Origin of the sequence: Pseudomonas sp. FSL W5-0299, from assembly GCF_005930655.1 — a bacterium.
Lineage (GTDB): Bacteria > Pseudomonadota > Gammaproteobacteria > Pseudomonadales > Pseudomonadaceae > Aquipseudomonas > Aquipseudomonas mandelii.
In genome coordinates, this window is sequence record NZ_RXHX01000048.1 from 1 (window position 1) to 16,119 (window position 16,119).

Genomic DNA, 16,119 nt, shown 5'->3' on the forward strand with positions numbered 1-16,119 from the left:
CGTTAGCTCAGTTGGTAGAGCAGTTGGCTTTTAACCAATTGGTCGTAGGTTCGAATCCCACACGACCCACCATTTTTGAAACCAGTTAACGCTGGGATCAGATCTTAAGATCAGACGCCAAAAGCTCTGTTCGCAGAAGGCGCCTTTAAAAGGTGCCTTTTTTTTACCGGGGTATAGCGCAGTCCGGTAGCGCGCCTGCTTTGGGAGCAGGATGTCAGGAGTTCGAATCCCCTTACCCCGACCATTTTTGGGTCGTTAGCTCAGTTGGTAGAGCAGTTGGCTTTTAACCAATTGGTCGTAGGTTCGAATCCCACACGACCCACCATAAAAAAAACCGCGTTTCTCGAAGGAAAAACGCGGTTTGATTCCTGAAGGCTTAGGCGCCGTCTTGGTCTTTCAAATGTTCGAACAGACCTTTTGGCATTTTCTTGCCATTGGCTTCGAAGTTGGCTTTTACGTTGTCGTAAGCCTCTTGCTCGTCGATGAAGCCGTCATGGTTGGTGTCGATCTTGTCGAAATTGGACTTCGGCGCGACTTTCTGGAATTCGGCGCGGGAGACCTTGCCGTCGCCATCGGTATCGGTCTTCGCCATCGACGCATCGCCACACTTGCCTTCGCCACATTTGCCTTCAGGGGTTTTCACCACCTGTTCGGCCGAGGCCAGCAAATAGCCTTGGGTCAACGGCTGCGCAGCGAATACGGAACCGGACAACATCATGCCGCCGGCTAAAACAGCGCCGAGCAGGCCAATAGTGTTTTTGGTAGTACGGGACATTTCAATACTCCTGGGTTGCACGACACAACCGTTCGATAAAGGACGCCACGTGAGTGCGGCGATAACCGTAGCGGGCGAGTTGCCTTGCTCGGATGTGGCCATTTAAAGGGCGGGGTGTATCGCTACTGTGTCGCGCAAGGGGGAGTTTGTAAGCGAAGGGGAGGAATCGAGGGGGGAGATACAGTGGGACACACAAGTGGACCGAGGTGCCTCATTCGCGGGCAAGCCTAGCTCCTACAGATCGGTGGTGAACTTGTAGGAGCGAAGCGTGCCCGCGAAGAGGCCCTAATAGACGCTGAAGATCTTAATGCAGTTTGAGTCGCGGCTCAGTCCCGCGCCCAATCTTGCTGCCGAGCATCAACATCGCGGTGCGAAACGCGCCATACAGCGCCATCTGGTGCATGCGATACAGCGACACGTAAAACATCCGCGCCAGCCAGCCTTCGAGCATCACGCTACCGGTCAGGTTGCCCATCAAGTTACCCACAGCCGAAAAACGTGACAGTGAGATCAGCGAGCCGTAGTCGGTGTATTTGTACTCCGGCAACGCCTTGCCTTCGATCCGCAGTTTCAGCGATTTGGCCAGCAACGAAGCTTGCTGGTGCGCAGCCTGGGCGCGCGGCGGTACGTTGCGATCGGTGCCCGGTTGCGGGCAGGCCGCGCAGTCACCGAAGGCGAAGATGTTTTCATCGCGGGTGGTTTGCAGGGTCGGCAGCACTTGCAGCTGGTTGATGCGGTTGGTTTCCAGGCCATCGATGTCCTTGAGGAAGCCCGGCGCACGAATGCCGGCGGCCCAGACTTTCAGGCTGGCGTTGATCACGTTGCCATCGGCGGTGATCAAGCTATCAGCGGTCACTTCGCTGACGGCGGCATTGGTCATCACATTGACCCCGAGTTTCTCCAGGGTTTTATGCACAGGCCCGCCGATGCGTTCCGGCAGGGCTGGCAGCACTCGTGGGCCGGCTTCGATCAGGGTGATGTGCATGTTTTCCGGTTTGATCCGGTCCAGGCCATAGGCCGCCAGCTCGTGGGCGGCGTTGTGCAGTTCTGCTGCCAGTTCGACACCGGTGGCACCCGCGCCGACGATGGCGACGCTGATCTGCTCGACCTTGTCGGTTTGCCCGGCATGGGCGCGCAGGTAGTGATTGAGCAATTGCTGGTGGAAACGCTCGGCCTGTTTGCGGGTGTCGAGAAACAGGCAATGCTGCGCCGCGCCCTGCGTGCCGAAATCGTTGGTGGTACTGCCGACGGCAATCACCAGCGAGTCGTAAGCCACTTCACGCGCCGGTACCAGTTCCAGGCCGGCTTCGTCGTAAGTGGCGGCCAGCTGGATTTTCTTCTGCTCGCGGTCGAGGCCACTCATGCGCCCCAGCTGGAACTCGAAGTGGTTCCATTTCGCCTGGGCAACATAGTTGAGTTCGTCTTCGGAAGAGTTCAGCGACCCGGCCGCCACTTCGTGCAACAACGGCTTCCAGATGTGGGTCAGGTTCGCGTCGACCAGCATCACGCTGGCCGTGCCACGTTTGCCCAGAGTCTTACCCAGACGGGTAGCCAACTCCAGACCGCCGGCGCCGCCGCCAACGATGACAATACGATGATTCATAGGGATATCTCGCAAGGCTAAAAGAAATCGGTGCAGTCAACCGAGCGAGCGCGAGGCAGCTCATAGCGTCAGGTAACTGATAAATCGGCTCAACAGGCCTAAACCAATGGTCACTGCCAACACCACCACCAGGAGCATCCACGGCCGGAAAGGCCGGCGCTCGACTCGGTGCTGGGACAGGTGCAGGTACTCTTCGACATGCTTCTGGTCGTCGGGGTTCAGGCGGCTGGTCATATTGGGCCTCGTCAGGTAGACGTTGCTGAAGGTGTAGAAGCTACAGGCTGATTAACGAACGTTGAACGGAGCATAGCCGCTGTCGGGAATGGGTTCGACGCTCACCCTGTCGTCCAGGCGAATGATTCCACCTTGTAGCACTCGGGCCGTGATTCCGCCATGTCCGCGCACAGCCTGAAACGTCCCGGGGCCGAGGTTGTTTTGCAGGCGCGCGCAAGGCTGGCACCAGCCGGTGGTTTCGAAAATTGCCTGGCCGATGCGGAAGCGACGACCCTTGAGGCTGAACAGGTTGATACCACTGATAACGAGGTTGCGCCGCAAATCTTCAGGCAAGACCGGTTTGTCGTGCGGGCGGCCCATCAGCGAGCTGATCACAGCCAGATGCTCCCACTGAATCAACGTCACTTGCCGTGCGTTACGGACTCCCGGGCGGGCTCGATCGCCGGTCAGGCCGGCTTCAAGTCGCGCCTCAACGGCATCCAGTTCGATCATCGGCACGTGAGGTTCCGGGCGCACGCCGATCCAGCGCACGCGGCCGGCTTGCGGGACTTCGGCGATTAATGCCTGCAATGGGCTCACAGGCTGATCCCGACGTCGAAGACGATGCTGCGGCCAAGGTTACTGCGCAGGAAGTCCGGAGCGTCCGGATGTGCAAACAGCACTCGGGCGAAGGTCGGACCGACCAACGACAGCGAGCGCCAGCCCTGGCGCAAGTATTCGGTCGGCGGCGGAAAATGGCTGTTGAGGTCCAGCACTTCACGCTTGAGGCTGGCGAACGCAATGATGTCCAGTTCCCCCAGGTCCATGCCGCGTTCTTTGTAGTTGTGGGCTTTTTTACGCAAGGTCGGCGCCAGTCTCAGCAGGAATTCATTGGCGGGAATGCGTCGGGGCTTGGCCTCGCGACGCACCAGTTGGCTCAGGGAAAACGCGCTGCGCCGGCGTTGCAGTTCATCGCGCCATTCGTCGTTGAGGCGCCGTCCCTCGTCGAGGACGAAGAACACCTCGAAACTGGCGTCGCGGAACAGCACGTCCGGCGGCTCCCCGGCAGGCGCGAACTCGTCGGCGCGATAGGGAATGTTCAGGCCTTGCAACAGGCGCTGACAAACCCAACGCTCACGCTCCCATTTGCGGGCATTGGACAGAAAGGCGTTGGCTTGCTCGGCCGCGATGGTCAGCAGGCGTAAATAATCTGAGTCATCCATAGGCCCAAGCTTAGCGTTCAAATGCGACAAGCAGAAAGCGTTTACCGGTAAAGGACGTCACTGGGCAGTCGGATCGGGCGGTGTAGACTGATGGCCACTGTGTGTAATTGATCCGACAAGGGGGTGAATGTGAAATATTGGCCGGTGTTGCTACTGGGGCTTCTGCCCTTATGGGCCCAGGCGGTGGAGGTGGGCGAGCGACTCGCGCCCTGGACCTTGCTCGATCAATTCGACCAGGCCTATACGCTCGATCATCAGACTCAGACGTTGCTGGTGGCGCGAAGCATGGACGCCGCCAAACTGGTTGACGCTGCGCTGAAAGGTGAGCCCAAGGGTTATCTGGAGGCGCGCCACGTTGTGTTTTTAGCGGACATCCAGCGCATGCCACGGCTGATCGCGAAGATGTTTGCCGTTCCGGCCATGCGTGATTATTCCTATCGGGTCATGCTGGACCGCGAGGGGCGTGTGGCGCCGCGTTATCCCGGGGCTGTGGATAAAGTGCTGTGGCTGCAACTCAAAGATGGCCAATTGGTTGCGCAACACGAATATGCCACGGCCGCGCAGTTGCATGAGGCACTGGAGAAGGCTGGACCATGATCGGTGCCGAGCTGCTGTCCCAGCAAACGCTGACAGTCGGCTGGCTGATTTATGTGTCCGTGCTGCTCTGGGCCCTCTGGCGTGCGCCGTGGGTTGAGCTGTTCACCGACAGCCGCCGTCAGCATTTGCTGTTCGGCACAGTGTTCGCGCTGTTCATGCTGTGGCTGGTGCGACGTGATTTCGATACAGGCGTGTCGTATCACTTCATTGGCATGACGGCTGTGACGTTGCTGCTGGATTGGCCACTGGCGATCGTCGGTGCCTTGGTGGCGCAATGCGGGCTGGTGCTGCTCGGGCGTCAGGACCTGGCGGCCGTCGGGGTCAACGGTGCGCTGCTGATTGTGCTGCCGGTGCTGGTGACCGAATGCTGTGCGATCCTGGTCGAACGCGCGCAGCCACGTAATCCCTTTGTGTATATCTTCGTTTCCGGCTTCTTCGCCGCGGCGTTGTCAGCGTTGCTGTGTCTATTAATGGCGCTGTGGCTGTTGTGGTTCAACGAACGTTTCGAGATGCCGTACTGGCTTGAGGATTTTGTCGGTTATCTGTGGCTGCTGATTTTTCCCGAAGCCTTCATCAACGGCATGATTGTCAGCGCGCTGGTGGTGTTCAGCCCGGAATGGCTGGAGACCTTCAACCGCACACGCTACCTTTCGGCGCCCTGGAAAGACGACGATCCCAAATCTTGATCCACATCAAATCGATAAAACGCTGACGCTTTCATGCTCCACAAAACCTACAGGAGCATCGATATGAGTGTGTACGAATGGGCAAGGCAGGAGTTGCGTCAGAGTCTGGATAGTGCACAGGAAGTGGGGTTTGATCCGGGATTGAGCCTGCGCGCCTTGCTCAGCGCGGTGGTGCAGCAGAGCAAGGCGGTGCGCAGTGCCGAAGACCTGGCCGACGAGTTGCGCTTTCTGGCGGAAAACCTCGATGAAGACCAGGACTACGGCTTTATGCGGCCCTGAGTGTCAGTGACGCGGGTCGAAGTCTTCGCTGAACATCTCGTCTTCGGCGTCCGGGCTGACCGGGATCTTGTGTTCTTCCGACGCCCAGGCGCCCAGGTCGATCAGTTTGCAACGGTCAGAACAGAATGGCCGGAATTTGTTTTCGGGACTCCATTCAACAGGGGCTCCGCAGGTTGGGCAATCGACGGTTGGGGTTTGGCTCATGACTGGCCTCCACGCAATGTAAGGTAAAAGTGATGCAGGCGTTCGACCTCGCTGTGCAGCCAGGCGAGGTCGCGGTCGTTGACCACCACATCGTCGGCGTGGCTCAAGCGGTCCTGGCGGCTGGACTGCGCCTTGAGGATCGCCTGGACCTGTTGCTCGCTGGTCTGGTCACGCTGCAAGGTGCGTTCGATCTGTAGCTGTTCCGGGGCATCGATCACCAGGACCCGTTGGGTCATGGAGTACTGCCCGGACTCGATCAGCAACGGCGAAACCAGAATCGCGTAAGGCGATTGTGCCTTGGCCAGGTGATCGGTGATTTCCTTGGCGATCAGCGGATGTAGCAACGCTTCGAGCCAGCGGCGTTCCTCCGGCACCTCAAAGATCAGTTTGCGCAACGCCGCGCGATCCAGTTGTCCGTCGGCTTGCAATACGCCGGGGCCGAAATGTTCAGCGATCTTCGCCAGCGCCGGGCGCCCCGGCTCCACCACCCAGCGCGCCGCATGATCGGCGTCCACCACGTGCACGCCCACGTCGATGAAGTGCTGGGCAGCCGCGCTTTTGCCGCTGCCGATGCCGCCGGTCAGGCCGAGAATCCAGGGTTTTTCCACAGGGGTATTCATTTCAAACCGACAAACTGCCAATAGAAGCCGGTTATTTGACCACCCCAGAGCAAGGCAATCCAGCCGGCAATTGCCAGAAAGGGTCCGAAGGGGATCGGAGTCGAGGTTTGCGCGTTGCGCAGTCGCAGCAAAATCACCCCGATGATGGCCCCCACGAGCGATGACAGCAGAATGGTCAACGGCAATATCTGCCAACCGCCCCAGGCCCCGAGCAGGGCCAGTAACTTGAAGTCGCCGTGGCCGATGCCGTCCTTGCCGGTGAGCAGCTTGAACAGCCAGAACACCGACCACAAGGTCATATAACCGGCCACAGCGCCCCACAATGCCTCATGCAGTGACACGAACAGCCCGAAGCTGTTGACGATCAACCCCAGCCACAGCAGCGGCAGCACCAATACATCCGGCAGCAGTTGGTGCTCGGCGTCGATCAGACTCATCGCCAGCAGGCCCCAGGTCAGCACCAGCACCATGCAGGCCTGCCAGCCGAAGCCGAAATGCCAGGCGATAAACCCCGAGAGCAGACCGCAGGCCAGTTCAGTCAGCGGATAACGTTTGCTGATTGGCGCGGCGCAGTTCGAGCATCGACCCCGTAAAAACAGATAACTGAGCAGCGGGATGTTTTCCCAGGCGCGGATTCGATGGTCGCACTGCGGGCAGTGGGAATGAGGCAGCATCAAGTTGTAGGCGGGGCCCGGTGCCTCGGGCGGAAAACCCAACACGTCATGGGCTTGCAGCCGCCATTCGCGTTGGAGCATTTTCGGCAGGCGCCAGACCACCACGTTGAGGAAACTGCCTACCAGCAGGCCGACTGCCAAGGCGATGGCCACGAACACCAGCGGATAGAGGATCAGGACTTCGTTCAAGGGCATGTCAGATCGCTGAGCCGAGTTGGAAGATGGGCAGGTACATCGCAACCACCAGGCCACCGACAATAACACCCAGCACCACCATGATGAACGGCTCCATCAGGCTGGTGAGGTTATCGACCATATTGTCCACTTCGTTCTCGTAGAAGCTCGCGACCTTATCGAGCATGTCGTCCAGAGCGCCGGATTCTTCGCCAATGGCGGTCAGCTGGATCGCCATACTGGGAAAGATGCCGGAGGTGCGCATCGAGAAATTCAGCTGCATGCCGGTCGACACGTCCTGCTTGATGCGCAGCACCGCCCGTTTGAACACGATGTTGCCGGTCGCGCCCGCCACTGAATCCAGGGCTTCGACCAACGGCACGCCGGCGGCGAATGTGGTCGACAGGGTGCGGGCGTAACGGGCCACGGCGGACTTGTACATCAAGGTGCCGATCAGCGGCAGCTTCAGCAGCCAGGTGTCCGTGCGGTCCCGAAAGGCCTCGGATGTTTTAAAGGCGTGGCGCACACCGAAGATCGCGGCGATCAACGCGCCAAGCATCATCCACCACCAGGCCTGCAAGAACTCCGACAAGCCGATGACCATCACGGTGAAGGCCGGCAACTCGGCGCCAAAGCCCTTGAACACCGACTCGAACTGCGGCACCACCTTGATCAGCAGAATCCCGGTGACAATGATCGCCACAAAGACCACGGCCAGCGGGTAGGTCATGGCTTTCTTGATCTTGGCCTTGAGGCTTTCGCTCTTTTCCTTATAGGTCGCCACCCGTTCCAGCAGGGTATCCAGAGCGCCAGCCTGCTCACCTGCGTCGACGAGGTTGCAGTACAGCTCGTCGAAATACTGCGGTTTTTTACGCAAGGACGCGGCGAAGCTGTTACCCGCCGCGACTTCCTGCTTCACCTCGTCCACCAGTTTGCGCATGGCCGGGTTGTCGAAGCCTTCACCGATGATGTCGAACGATTGCAGCAGCGGCACGCCGGCTTTCATCATCGTTGCCATTTGCCGGGTAAACAGGGCGATTTCCTGAGCCTTGATCCGATTGCCGAAACTGAAAATCGAGGCGGATTTCTTGCGCACCTTGCCGGGATTGATCCCCTGCTTGCGCAACTGAGCCTTGATCAAGGCCGGGTTGAGACCGCTCAACTCGCCGGTCATCTTTGATCCTTTCCTGTCCGTGCCTTCCCAGGCGTAGACGCTGATTTTTGCTGCTTTGACCGCCATGTTCAGTCCTTGGTGACCCGGTTGATTTCTTCAAGGCTGGTGACGCCTTGCATGGCCTTGATCAAGCCCGAGGTGCGCAAGTCATTAAAACCGTCCTTGCGCATCTGAATGTCGATTTCCAGGGAATTGCCTTCGGCCATGATCAGCCGTTGCAGGTCCGGTGTGTTTTTCACCACTTCATAAATCCCCACTCGCCCCTTGTAACCGCCGTTGCACTGATCGCAACCGACCGGCTCATAGATCGTGAACGAGCCGATGCGTTCCTCGGGGAAGCCTTCCTTGAGCAACGCCTCGCGGGGAATCTCGATGGGTTTCTTGCAATGGCTGCACAGTTTGCGCGCCAGCCGCTGGGCGATGATCAGGGTGACCGAGGTGGCGATGTTGAAGCCCTGAATGCCCATGTTGTGCAGGCGGGTCAGGGTTTCCGCGGCGCTGTTGGTGTGCAGGGTGGAAAGCACCATGTGCCCGGTCTGGGCGGCCTTGATGGCGATTTCGGCGGTTTCGAGGTCGCGGATCTCGCCGACCATGATCACGTCCGGGTCCTGACGCAGGAACGAGCGCAGAGCCTGGGCGAAATCCAGCCCTTGCTTGGGATTGACGTTGACCTGATTGATGCCTTCCATGTTGATCTCCACCGGGTCTTCGGCGGTGGAGATGTTGATGTCCACGGTGTTGAGGATATTCAACCCGGTGTAGAGCGACACGGTCTTGCCCGAACCGGTCGGCCCGGTGACCAGGATCATGCCCTGTGGCTGCTTCAGCGCAGCCATGTACAAGGCTTTCTGTTCAGGCTCGTAGCCGAGGGCGTCGATACCCATTTGTGCGCTGGATGGGTCGAGGATCCGGATCACCACTTTCTCGCCCCACAGGGTCGGCAGGGTGTTGACCCGGAAGTCGATGGACTTGGTCTTGGACAGGCGCATCTTGATCCGTCCGTCCTGGGGTTTGCGCCGCTCGGAGATGTCGAGGCTGGCCATGACTTTCAGCCGCGCCGCAATGCGGTTGGCCAGTTGGCTCGGCGGCTTGGCGACTTCTCGCAGCATGCCGTCGGTGCGCATCCGCACCCGGTAGGTTTTTTCGTAGGGCTCGAAATGCAGGTCGGAAGAGCCACTCTTGATCGCATCGAGCAACATCTTGTGGACGAAGCGCACCACCGGCGCGTCATCGGCATCCTGGCCGGCGATGGCGTCCTTTTTGTTGTCGTCGACCGACTCGATGTCCAGCCCGTCAAGGTCAACATCGGCCATGTCTTCCAGGCCGGTTGCTTGGCTGTCGAAGAACTTCTCGATGGCATCGCCGAGCTTATCGTCCTCTACCAGAATGGCTTCGGTGTTCAGCCCGGTGCTGAACTGGATGTCGTTGATGGCTTGATGATTGGTCGGGTCGGAAACCCCCACGAACAGTTTGTTGCCACGGCGCCAGAGGGGCAGGGCGTGGTGCTGACGGATCAGTTTCTCGCTGACCAACCCTCGAGGCTGGGCTTCCTTGTCCAGGCAATTGAGGTCGAGCAGCGCCATGCCGAAATGCTCCGAGGCAATCTCGGCAACCTGCCGGCTCTTCACCAGCTTGTTCTGCACCAGGTAACTGACCAGAGAGATTTTGCTGCGTTGGGCTTGCAGATACGCCTGTTGCGCGATTTGCTCAGTGAGCAGTTCGGCCATGACCAGTTGCTTGGCCAGGCCGCTTAGGGCGATGTCATTCATGGGGATACCGGACGCAGACAGTTCATGACTTATAGCCTAGTCAAGGCGCTGAGCCAAACCAGCGGCCGTCAGGTGACAAATAGTGTCAGATAGTGCGGATCCTGGGGGTAGGAAAGGTCCCTGACCTGGCTTCACGCCCCGCCAACTGGGGGCGCAGCGCCTGGCACGGGCTGTGCTGAAGTTCATTCAGATCATGAGATTTCGACTCATGCATGGAGCCTGTCTATGAATACTCAAAAAGGTTTTACCCTGATCGAACTGCTGATCGTGGTGGCGATCATCGGGATTCTGGCGACGTTTGCGTTGCCGGCTTATTCGAAGTATCAAGCGCGTGCCAAGGTGACGGCCGGTCTGGCAGAGATCACGGCGTTGAAAGTCCCGTTTGAGGACCTCATGAACTCTGGTACCAATCCGGATCTGACAAAAGTGGGCGGAACCGCCACGACTTCCAATTGCACAACCACGGCAGCGGGTGTCGCGACTGATGGTACCGGCACCATCGGTTGCACGATCCTTAACGCTCCAGGTCCGGTCTTGAGCAAAACCATTACCCTGACGCGCTCTCTGACTGGCTGGACTTGCGCCACCACAGTGGCTCAGGAGTACGCACCTAAAGGCTGCACAGGCGTCTGATACTCGCGGTTAACAAATGCCCCGCCTTTCACGAGGCGGGGCATTTTTTTGTCTATTGAAGGGAAAAACGCGTTAAAGAAAGAAATTCTCGACAATTCATGGCCTTAGGCCCACGTCAAAACCCGCAACTTGCATGTAGAGAATCACAAAGTCATGCATTTTGCATGATTCCGAAAATCAGGTGTTTTCATAAGTTATTGTTTTATAAGGATTTATTGGCTGTCTCAAAGTTGGCACAGCGTTCGCAATATACCCAGTAACCCTGCTGACAAGACACGCAGCAGACTTTCTAGAAAAACAGGAGTTACTCGTATGAAGAAGTTCGCTATCGCTGCCGCTACTGCTACCGCGCTGACCCTGACCATGGCCAACGCTGCATTCGCTCAAACCCAAGCGACTCAGGCTCCAATGGTCCTGGCCGCCGGTGAAGTGACCCAAGCCAAAGAAGCTACCTCCGATACCTGGATCACCACCAAAGTCAAAGCAGACCTGGTAACCGAAAAAGGCATTCCTGGTACCGACATCAAGGTTGAGACCAACAAAGGTGTTGTTTCCCTGTCGTCCACTGTTGCAGTGACTGAAGCACAGAAAACCACCGCCGTGGCCATCGCCAAGAAAATCAAAGGCGTCCAGGCGGTCTCCGCTGACGGCCTGAAAGCCGAGTAAGGCAAGACTTCTCGCCTGGACTGGGAGAAGGCGCGGCAGGCGGGCCGAGCAATACGCCAGCCGCATCTGGAGAGTTCATGCGAAAGGCCACAAGGATGTGGCCATTACAGGCCTCCGACATTCGTGTCGGGGGCCTGTTCTATTGTGGGCGTCGCACAAACCAATGTGGGAGTGAGCCTGCTCGCGATAGCGGTGTGTCAGCCAACATCAATGCTGCATGACACACCGTTATCGCGAGCAGGCTCGCTCCCACATTTTGTGATGTAACCACTTTGGATCGGAGTCAGTTACCGCGCTTGCTGGTGATCTGTCTCAGTCGATTACCTTCAAACCGCAGGTATTGATACATCCCGCCATTGGGCCCGTAGGTCCATTCCTCGACCTGAAACTCTTCCCGTCGGTTGGCGCTGCGCTTGTAGCCCAGCAGATCGCGGCTGACCGGTTCACCGCACTTCTGCAGCACTTCACTGGACCTGTCCCCGACGCTGACCAACTGACTGCCACAGCGCAGGGTATCGGCCGCCGAGGCCTGACTGGCCGCCAGCGCCAGCGCCAGGGTCAGGCTGATCAACACTTGTCTGATCATCACTCGGCATCCAGGTGCATCGGCGTTACCACCCGACCGTCACTTTCCGCCTCGCCCAGTTGGGCGTCGATGAAGTAGACACGGTCATCGGCCATCTGGGCCTTGTCCACCAGGTAATCCTTGATGCTGCTGGCGCGTTCCTGACCCAGTTGGCGCAGCAACACGTCGCTGGTGCTCCAGAATTTGATCACGTCTGCGCGCATTTTGGCGGTGCGTTCTTCCTTGCCCAGATCCTTCCACTCAGCCGGTGGCTGGGTCTTCAGGCGCGTGCGGTAGATCCCTTCCAGCAGCGGACCTTTCTCGCCGTCCGGCACTTGCAGCAATGAAGCCTGGGCCGGAACCTTGTCACCGCGTCGCTGGAGCATTTTGTAGTAGTTGTACTGGTATTCGCGCTCAAGCCGTTGCTCGGCAATCAGCGGACCGTCGCTGCTGGCGGCTGCGGTGCCTTCGATTTCCAGGCGCAGGGCAGGGCGTTCCTTGAGGGCCTGGGACAGTTTGATCAACGAACCCTCGGCGTCCTTGCTCAGCTCACTGGAGCCCGGCGCAAACGAGACAGTGCCCAAATCTTCGGAACCCCCGCCACTGACCAGCCCGCCTATCATTTTGAACGGTGCGGCAGCCGCCTTGACGATCAGGTTGCGCAGGGTCTGCCAGACAATCGGCATGACGCTGAACTGCGGGTTGTTCAGGTCGCCGGTCACCGGCAGCTCAATTGAAATCTTGCCGTCGACGTCCTTGAGCAACGCGATCGCCAGCTTCAGCGGCAGGCTCACAGCGTCCGGACTGTCGACTTTTTCACCCAATTGCAGTTGCTCGACCACCACTTTGTTTTCGGCCTTGAGCTGGCCCTTGACGATGATGTAGTGCAGGTCGAGATTGAGCCGGCCCTTGCGGATGCGGTACCCGGCGAACTTGCCGGAGTAGGGCGTCAGCGTGGTCAGTTCCACACGTTTGAAACTGGTGGCGATGTCGAGGCTGGCCATCGGGTCGAACGGGTTGACCGAACCCTTGATGGTCACGGGCGCGTAACGGTCGACCTTGCCTTTGATATCGACGCTGGCCGGTTTCGCCTGACGGCTGTCGATGGTGCCGATCTGACCGTTGAGTTGTTGCACCGCCGTGGCGAAGTTCGGGGTCAGGCTGAAGTCGGCGAAGTTCGCCGAACCGTCATTGATCGCAATGCCGCCAATGTGGATGCCCAGCGGTTTGTCCTTGCTGGCGGGTTTGCTGGCGGCTGTCTTGGCAGCTGCGGTGTCGGCCGGTTGCGGGATCAGCAGGTCATCGATGTTGGTGGTGCGGTCATCGTTGATCATGAAACGCACGTAAGGCTGGAACAGGTTGACCTTGTCGATCGACAGGCTGTCGCCATGCTGATAGTTCAGACCTTCGAGCACCAGCTGCTGCCACTTGAGGAAGTCGCGGGTCTTGAGGGTGTCGAGGGTGTGCAGTTGATCGACCTGCGCTTTACCGGTGACGCTGAATGCCAATGGCTCGGTGCTTTTCAGATCGACCGCCAGATCACTGCCGAGCATGCCGCTGCGCAGCTCCAGGCGAATGAACGGGTTGATGTAGGACTGGGCGACACGCAGGTCGATGTCTTTGGTTTGCACATTCAGTTTGGCGCTGACCGGTGCCAGATTGACCACGCCGTCGGCCATGAGCTTGCCCTGTTTGCCCACGCCGGTGTCGAGCTTGAGGTTAAAAGGCGAGCCGTTGAGGCTGTCGAAATTTTGCAAATCGAGGTTCAGCGGACCGACATCCAGTGCCACGGCCGGTTGTGCCTTGCGGTCGGCCAGATGAACCTGGTAATTGCGCAGTTGCACGTCTTTGAGCAGCACTTGCCACGGCTTGCTCGGTGGCGCGGGTTCGGCTTCAGGCGAATCGGCTGCCGCCGGCGTTTTCGCTGGTTCGGCGTTGGCTTTTACTGCAGCTTTGGACGGTTGGCTGGCGAACAACTTTTGCCAGTCGAGTTGTCCGTCGGCTTCCAGGGCGGCCCAGGTTTCCAGTTTATTGCTACGGATCTTGCCGACCACCACTTGCTGTTTGGCCAGGTCCACCGTGGTTTCACTGATGTCCAGGCGCTCGAGTTTGGCCAGTGGTCGACCGTCCGGGGCCTTGATGGCAAATGGCGCGACGCTGACGGCGACGTTGCTCAGCAGCAGCTCGGTTTCCTTGGACAAGTTGAGCTTGTAGTCAGTGCTCAGGTTGACGACACCGTCTTCGAGCACCAGGGGCAACGCGTCACGCACATAGGGCCAGAAGGCTTTCATCTTGCCGTCGGTGATCTTGAGCTTACCTTCGGAGGCAATCGGGATCAGGCTGAAGTTACCGGTCCAGTCGAGCTGCCCACCGCCCGGGCCGATGGCCACCAACGTCATGTCGGCACTGTCTTCCGGCAGCGTGCTGAGGTTCTTCAGCTCGAAGTCGAGTTTGTCGTAGAGGAATTCGATGGGTTCGCTGGGGCGCAAATCCTGAAAGTGCACATTGCCGCCCGCCAGTTTGATCCGCTCGATACGCAACGGGAACGGCTTGGCTTCCGGGTCGGCCGGGGTCGGTTCGCTGGCGGGGATCTTGAACAGGCCCAGCAGATTGAGCTTGCCGTCCTTGCCGAAAAGGATTTCGGTCTTGGGTTTGTCCATTTCGATATCGGACAGGTGCAGCGCCTTGGTCCACAGGCTGTCGATTTGCAGGTTGGCGTACAGGCGTTCGAAACCGACCTGTTCTTTGCCCGGCTCGCCGATGACCAGGCCCCAGAGGGTCACTTCCAGGCTGAAGGGGTTGAGCTCGATCCGGGAAATCGTCGCGGGCATCGTGGCGTAATTGGCCAATTGCTGGTTGGCGACCCGCAACGCGATGCCCGGCAAAATCAGAAACCCCAGCAGGCTATAAAGGGCCAGAGCAGTCAACAATGCGCCAATAGCGCGAATCAATCCTTTGGGCATGTGTGGCTTCATCTGTCTGAATCGGAGTGCGTTGGAGTATGGCACGCGATTCCGGTTCCGAAGTGAACGCACTCTTCTGGTTTTTCAGAAATTTGCGTAGGAAATTTCCTGCGTGATCAGAGTTGCAGAATCAACGTCTTCAGCGGCGGCTGTTGATCCATCGACGGGAAATCACCGCCCGGTTTCATCACCGTCCACTCACGCACAGGCCGCCCGGCCTTCTCTGCGCAACGTAAAACCTGCTCGCGCCAATCGTCCATGCTGACCTTTGCCAGGTTGTTGCAGCAGATCAGCACGCCGTTCTCGGCGGTGGTCAGCAGCGCGGGTTTGAGCAGGCTCTGGTAGTCGCGCAGCAGGTCGACCGTGCCGAACGCGCTCTTGGCCCAGGCGGGTGGATCGAGCAGCACCAGGTCGTACTGACGCTGGTCGAGACGCGTGTAACTCGGCAGTTTCTGCCCGCGTCGCTGACTGATCGGCAGCCCCGCCAGTTGGCGGATGGCCGGGAAGTAATCGGACTGGATGAATTCCATGGCCGGCAATTGCGGATTGAGCAGACCGTTCTCGCGGCCGACCGCCAGATTGCCCTCGGCGAAATCCAGGTTGCACACCTCACTTGCCCCGCCGGCCGCAGCACTCAGGCCGACACCACAGGTGTAGGCGAACAGGTTGAGCACGCTTTTGTTTTTGCTGTGCTCCTTGACCCAGCCGCGCGTGTTGCGCAGGTCGAGAAACAGCAGTGGATCCTGGCCGGCATGACGGCCGCGAACCCGGTAGTTCAGGCCCCATTCGTGGCCGATCAAGTCTTGCAGGGCTGCCTCGTCGGCGCGGTAGACGGTGTCTTCGCGGTCGATACGCGAGTTGCCCCTGGAACGGTCGTTGTAGACCAGCAGCGTATCGAGGCCCAGGTGTTGATTGACGGTCTCGTGCAGTTGCAGCAGTGCGTCACGTTCCAGCGCCTGGTGGAAGCTTTGTACCAGCAGTTGCGGGCCGTAGCGGTCGATGGTCAGGCCGCCGGCGCCTTCCTGGCTGCCGTGGAACAGGCGATAGCAATCGGTGCCTTGCTGATGCAGCTCGGCGAGCAGGTCCTGGCGATGATCGAGGGCGGCGCGCAGCGCCTGATTCAAGGAAGACATGCTGTGCGCCTTGCAGGAGGGAATTTGGCGCGGGAGTTTAACAGCATTGGCGGGAAGTCGAGGTGTTGCCATCGCGAGCAGGCTCGCTCCCACAGAGCTAATTGTTGGCTGAGCGTTTTGCGTTTCGCACAAAGCCAATGTGGGAGCGAGCCTGCTCGCGATGCTGTC

The 16,119-nt window shown here is 59.0% G+C and carries 18 protein-coding genes and 2 tRNA genes; 7 read left to right on the forward strand and 13 right to left on the reverse strand.

Annotated features, from left to right (window positions below; translation table 11 throughout):
• The first annotated feature begins 167 nt into the window (after window positions 1-167).
• A tRNA-Pro gene (locus FHL16_RS30960) sits at window positions 168-244 on the forward strand.
• A 5-nt stretch (window positions 245-249) separates the two neighbouring features.
• Window positions 250-325 (forward strand) — tRNA-Lys (locus FHL16_RS30965).
• A 51-nt stretch (window positions 326-376) separates the two neighbouring features.
• On the opposite strand, the gene FHL16_RS30970 is transcribed toward FHL16_RS30965, so the two are convergent.
• The 5 genes from FHL16_RS30970 to FHL16_RS30990 form a co-directional block, all read right to left on the reverse strand.
• Window positions 377-775 carry an HvfA family oxazolone/thioamide-modified RiPP metallophore gene (locus FHL16_RS30970; RefSeq protein ID WP_010467563.1) on the reverse strand — a complete coding sequence of 133 codons (399 nt, stop codon included), beginning with the start codon at window positions 773-775 and terminating at the stop codon, window positions 377-379.
• A gap of 304 nt (window positions 776-1,079) precedes the next feature.
• Entirely contained in the window at window positions 1,080-2,378 is a 1,299-nt protein-coding gene (locus tag FHL16_RS30975) for an NAD(P)/FAD-dependent oxidoreductase (RefSeq protein ID WP_077750264.1), read from the reverse strand.
• Window positions 2,379-2,438: 60 nt separating this feature from the next.
• Window positions 2,439-2,612 (reverse strand): DUF3094 domain-containing protein, encoded by a 174-nt coding sequence (locus FHL16_RS30980; protein ID WP_008028730.1) that lies wholly within the window; start codon window positions 2,610-2,612, stop codon window positions 2,439-2,441.
• A gap of 51 nt (window positions 2,613-2,663) precedes the next feature.
• Complete coding sequence (locus FHL16_RS30985) at window positions 2,664-3,191, reverse strand: MOSC domain-containing protein (RefSeq protein ID WP_010467568.1); 528 nt, start codon at window positions 3,189-3,191, stop codon at window positions 2,664-2,666.
• A complete protein-coding gene (locus tag FHL16_RS30990) occupies window positions 3,188-3,814 on the reverse strand; it encodes a DUF1780 domain-containing protein (protein WP_007970534.1) in 627 nt (208 codons plus the stop codon). Before FHL16_RS30990 ends, FHL16_RS30985 begins: the two co-directional genes overlap by 4 nt.
• 129 nt (window positions 3,815-3,943) lie before the next feature.
• Here FHL16_RS30990 and FHL16_RS30995 point away from each other — a divergent pair, with 129 nt between their 5' ends.
• The 3 genes from FHL16_RS30995 (at window position 3,944) to FHL16_RS31005 (ending at window position 5,376) form a co-directional block, all read left to right on the forward strand.
• A complete protein-coding gene (locus FHL16_RS30995; protein ID WP_010467572.1) occupies window positions 3,944-4,411 on the forward strand; it encodes a hypothetical protein in 468 nt (155 codons plus the stop codon).
• Complete coding sequence (locus FHL16_RS31000; protein ID WP_077750265.1) at window positions 4,408-5,097, forward strand: energy-coupling factor ABC transporter permease; 690 nt, start codon at window positions 4,408-4,410, stop codon at window positions 5,095-5,097. The genes FHL16_RS30995 and FHL16_RS31000 overlap by 4 nt, the downstream gene beginning before the upstream one ends.
• A gap of 63 nt (window positions 5,098-5,160) precedes the next feature.
• Window positions 5,161-5,376 carry a hypothetical protein gene (locus FHL16_RS31005; protein WP_077750266.1) on the forward strand — a complete coding sequence of 72 codons (216 nt, stop codon included), beginning with the start codon at window positions 5,161-5,163 and terminating at the stop codon, window positions 5,374-5,376.
• A gap of 3 nt (window positions 5,377-5,379) precedes the next feature.
• On the opposite strand, the gene yacG is transcribed toward FHL16_RS31005, so the two are convergent.
• The 5 genes from yacG to pilB are packed head-to-tail and all read right to left on the reverse strand — an operon-like array spanning window position 5,380 to window position 9,991.
• A complete protein-coding gene (yacG, locus tag FHL16_RS31010) occupies window positions 5,380-5,580 on the reverse strand; it encodes a DNA gyrase inhibitor YacG (RefSeq protein ID WP_077750267.1) in 201 nt (66 codons plus the stop codon).
• Complete coding sequence (gene coaE / locus FHL16_RS31015; RefSeq protein WP_077750268.1) at window positions 5,577-6,200, reverse strand: dephospho-CoA kinase; 624 nt, start codon at window positions 6,198-6,200, stop codon at window positions 5,577-5,579. Before coaE ends, yacG begins: the two co-directional genes overlap by 4 nt.
• A complete protein-coding gene (locus tag FHL16_RS31020) occupies window positions 6,197-7,069 on the reverse strand; it encodes a prepilin peptidase (RefSeq protein WP_077750269.1) in 873 nt (290 codons plus the stop codon). The genes coaE and FHL16_RS31020 overlap by 4 nt, the downstream gene beginning before the upstream one ends.
• Window position 7,070: 1 nt before the next feature.
• Window positions 7,071-8,288 (reverse strand): type II secretion system F family protein, encoded by a 1,218-nt coding sequence (locus FHL16_RS31025; protein ID WP_077750270.1) that lies wholly within the window; start codon window positions 8,286-8,288, stop codon window positions 7,071-7,073.
• A gap of 2 nt (window positions 8,289-8,290) precedes the next feature.
• The gene (gene pilB, locus FHL16_RS31030; protein ID WP_077750271.1) at window positions 8,291-9,991 is read right to left on the reverse strand and encodes a type IV-A pilus assembly ATPase PilB; all 1,701 of its coding nucleotides are present in this window, start codon (window positions 9,989-9,991) and stop codon (window positions 8,291-8,293) included.
• A 225-nt stretch (window positions 9,992-10,216) separates the two neighbouring features.
• Here pilB and FHL16_RS31035 point away from each other — a divergent pair, with 225 nt between their 5' ends.
• Together FHL16_RS31035 and FHL16_RS31040 are read left to right on the forward strand one after the other, a co-directional pair.
• Window positions 10,217-10,624 (forward strand): pilin, encoded by a 408-nt coding sequence (locus FHL16_RS31035; RefSeq protein WP_010467585.1) that lies wholly within the window; start codon window positions 10,217-10,219, stop codon window positions 10,622-10,624.
• A 312-nt stretch (window positions 10,625-10,936) separates the two neighbouring features.
• Complete coding sequence (locus FHL16_RS31040; RefSeq protein WP_010467586.1) at window positions 10,937-11,290, forward strand: BON domain-containing protein; 354 nt, start codon at window positions 10,937-10,939, stop codon at window positions 11,288-11,290.
• Between the two features lie 283 nt (window positions 11,291-11,573).
• On the opposite strand, the gene FHL16_RS31045 is transcribed toward FHL16_RS31040, so the two are convergent.
• The 3 genes from FHL16_RS31045 to FHL16_RS31055 all read right to left on the reverse strand — a co-directional run bounded on the left by FHL16_RS31045 (window position 11,574) and on the right by FHL16_RS31055 (window position 15,951).
• The gene (locus tag FHL16_RS31045) at window positions 11,574-11,876 is read right to left on the reverse strand and encodes a DUF2845 domain-containing protein (protein ID WP_077750272.1); all 303 of its coding nucleotides are present in this window, start codon (window positions 11,874-11,876) and stop codon (window positions 11,574-11,576) included.
• Window positions 11,876-14,830, reverse strand: coding sequence for a DUF748 domain-containing protein (locus FHL16_RS31050; protein ID WP_077750273.1), 2,955 nt, complete (start codon window positions 14,828-14,830; stop codon window positions 11,876-11,878). Before FHL16_RS31050 ends, FHL16_RS31045 begins: the two co-directional genes overlap by 1 nt.
• 104 nt (window positions 14,831-14,934) lie before the next feature.
• Window positions 14,935-15,951 carry a class I SAM-dependent rRNA methyltransferase gene (locus FHL16_RS31055; RefSeq protein WP_010467591.1) on the reverse strand — a complete coding sequence of 339 codons (1,017 nt, stop codon included), beginning with the start codon at window positions 15,949-15,951 and terminating at the stop codon, window positions 14,935-14,937.
• Window positions 15,952-16,119: the final 168 nt, after the last annotated feature.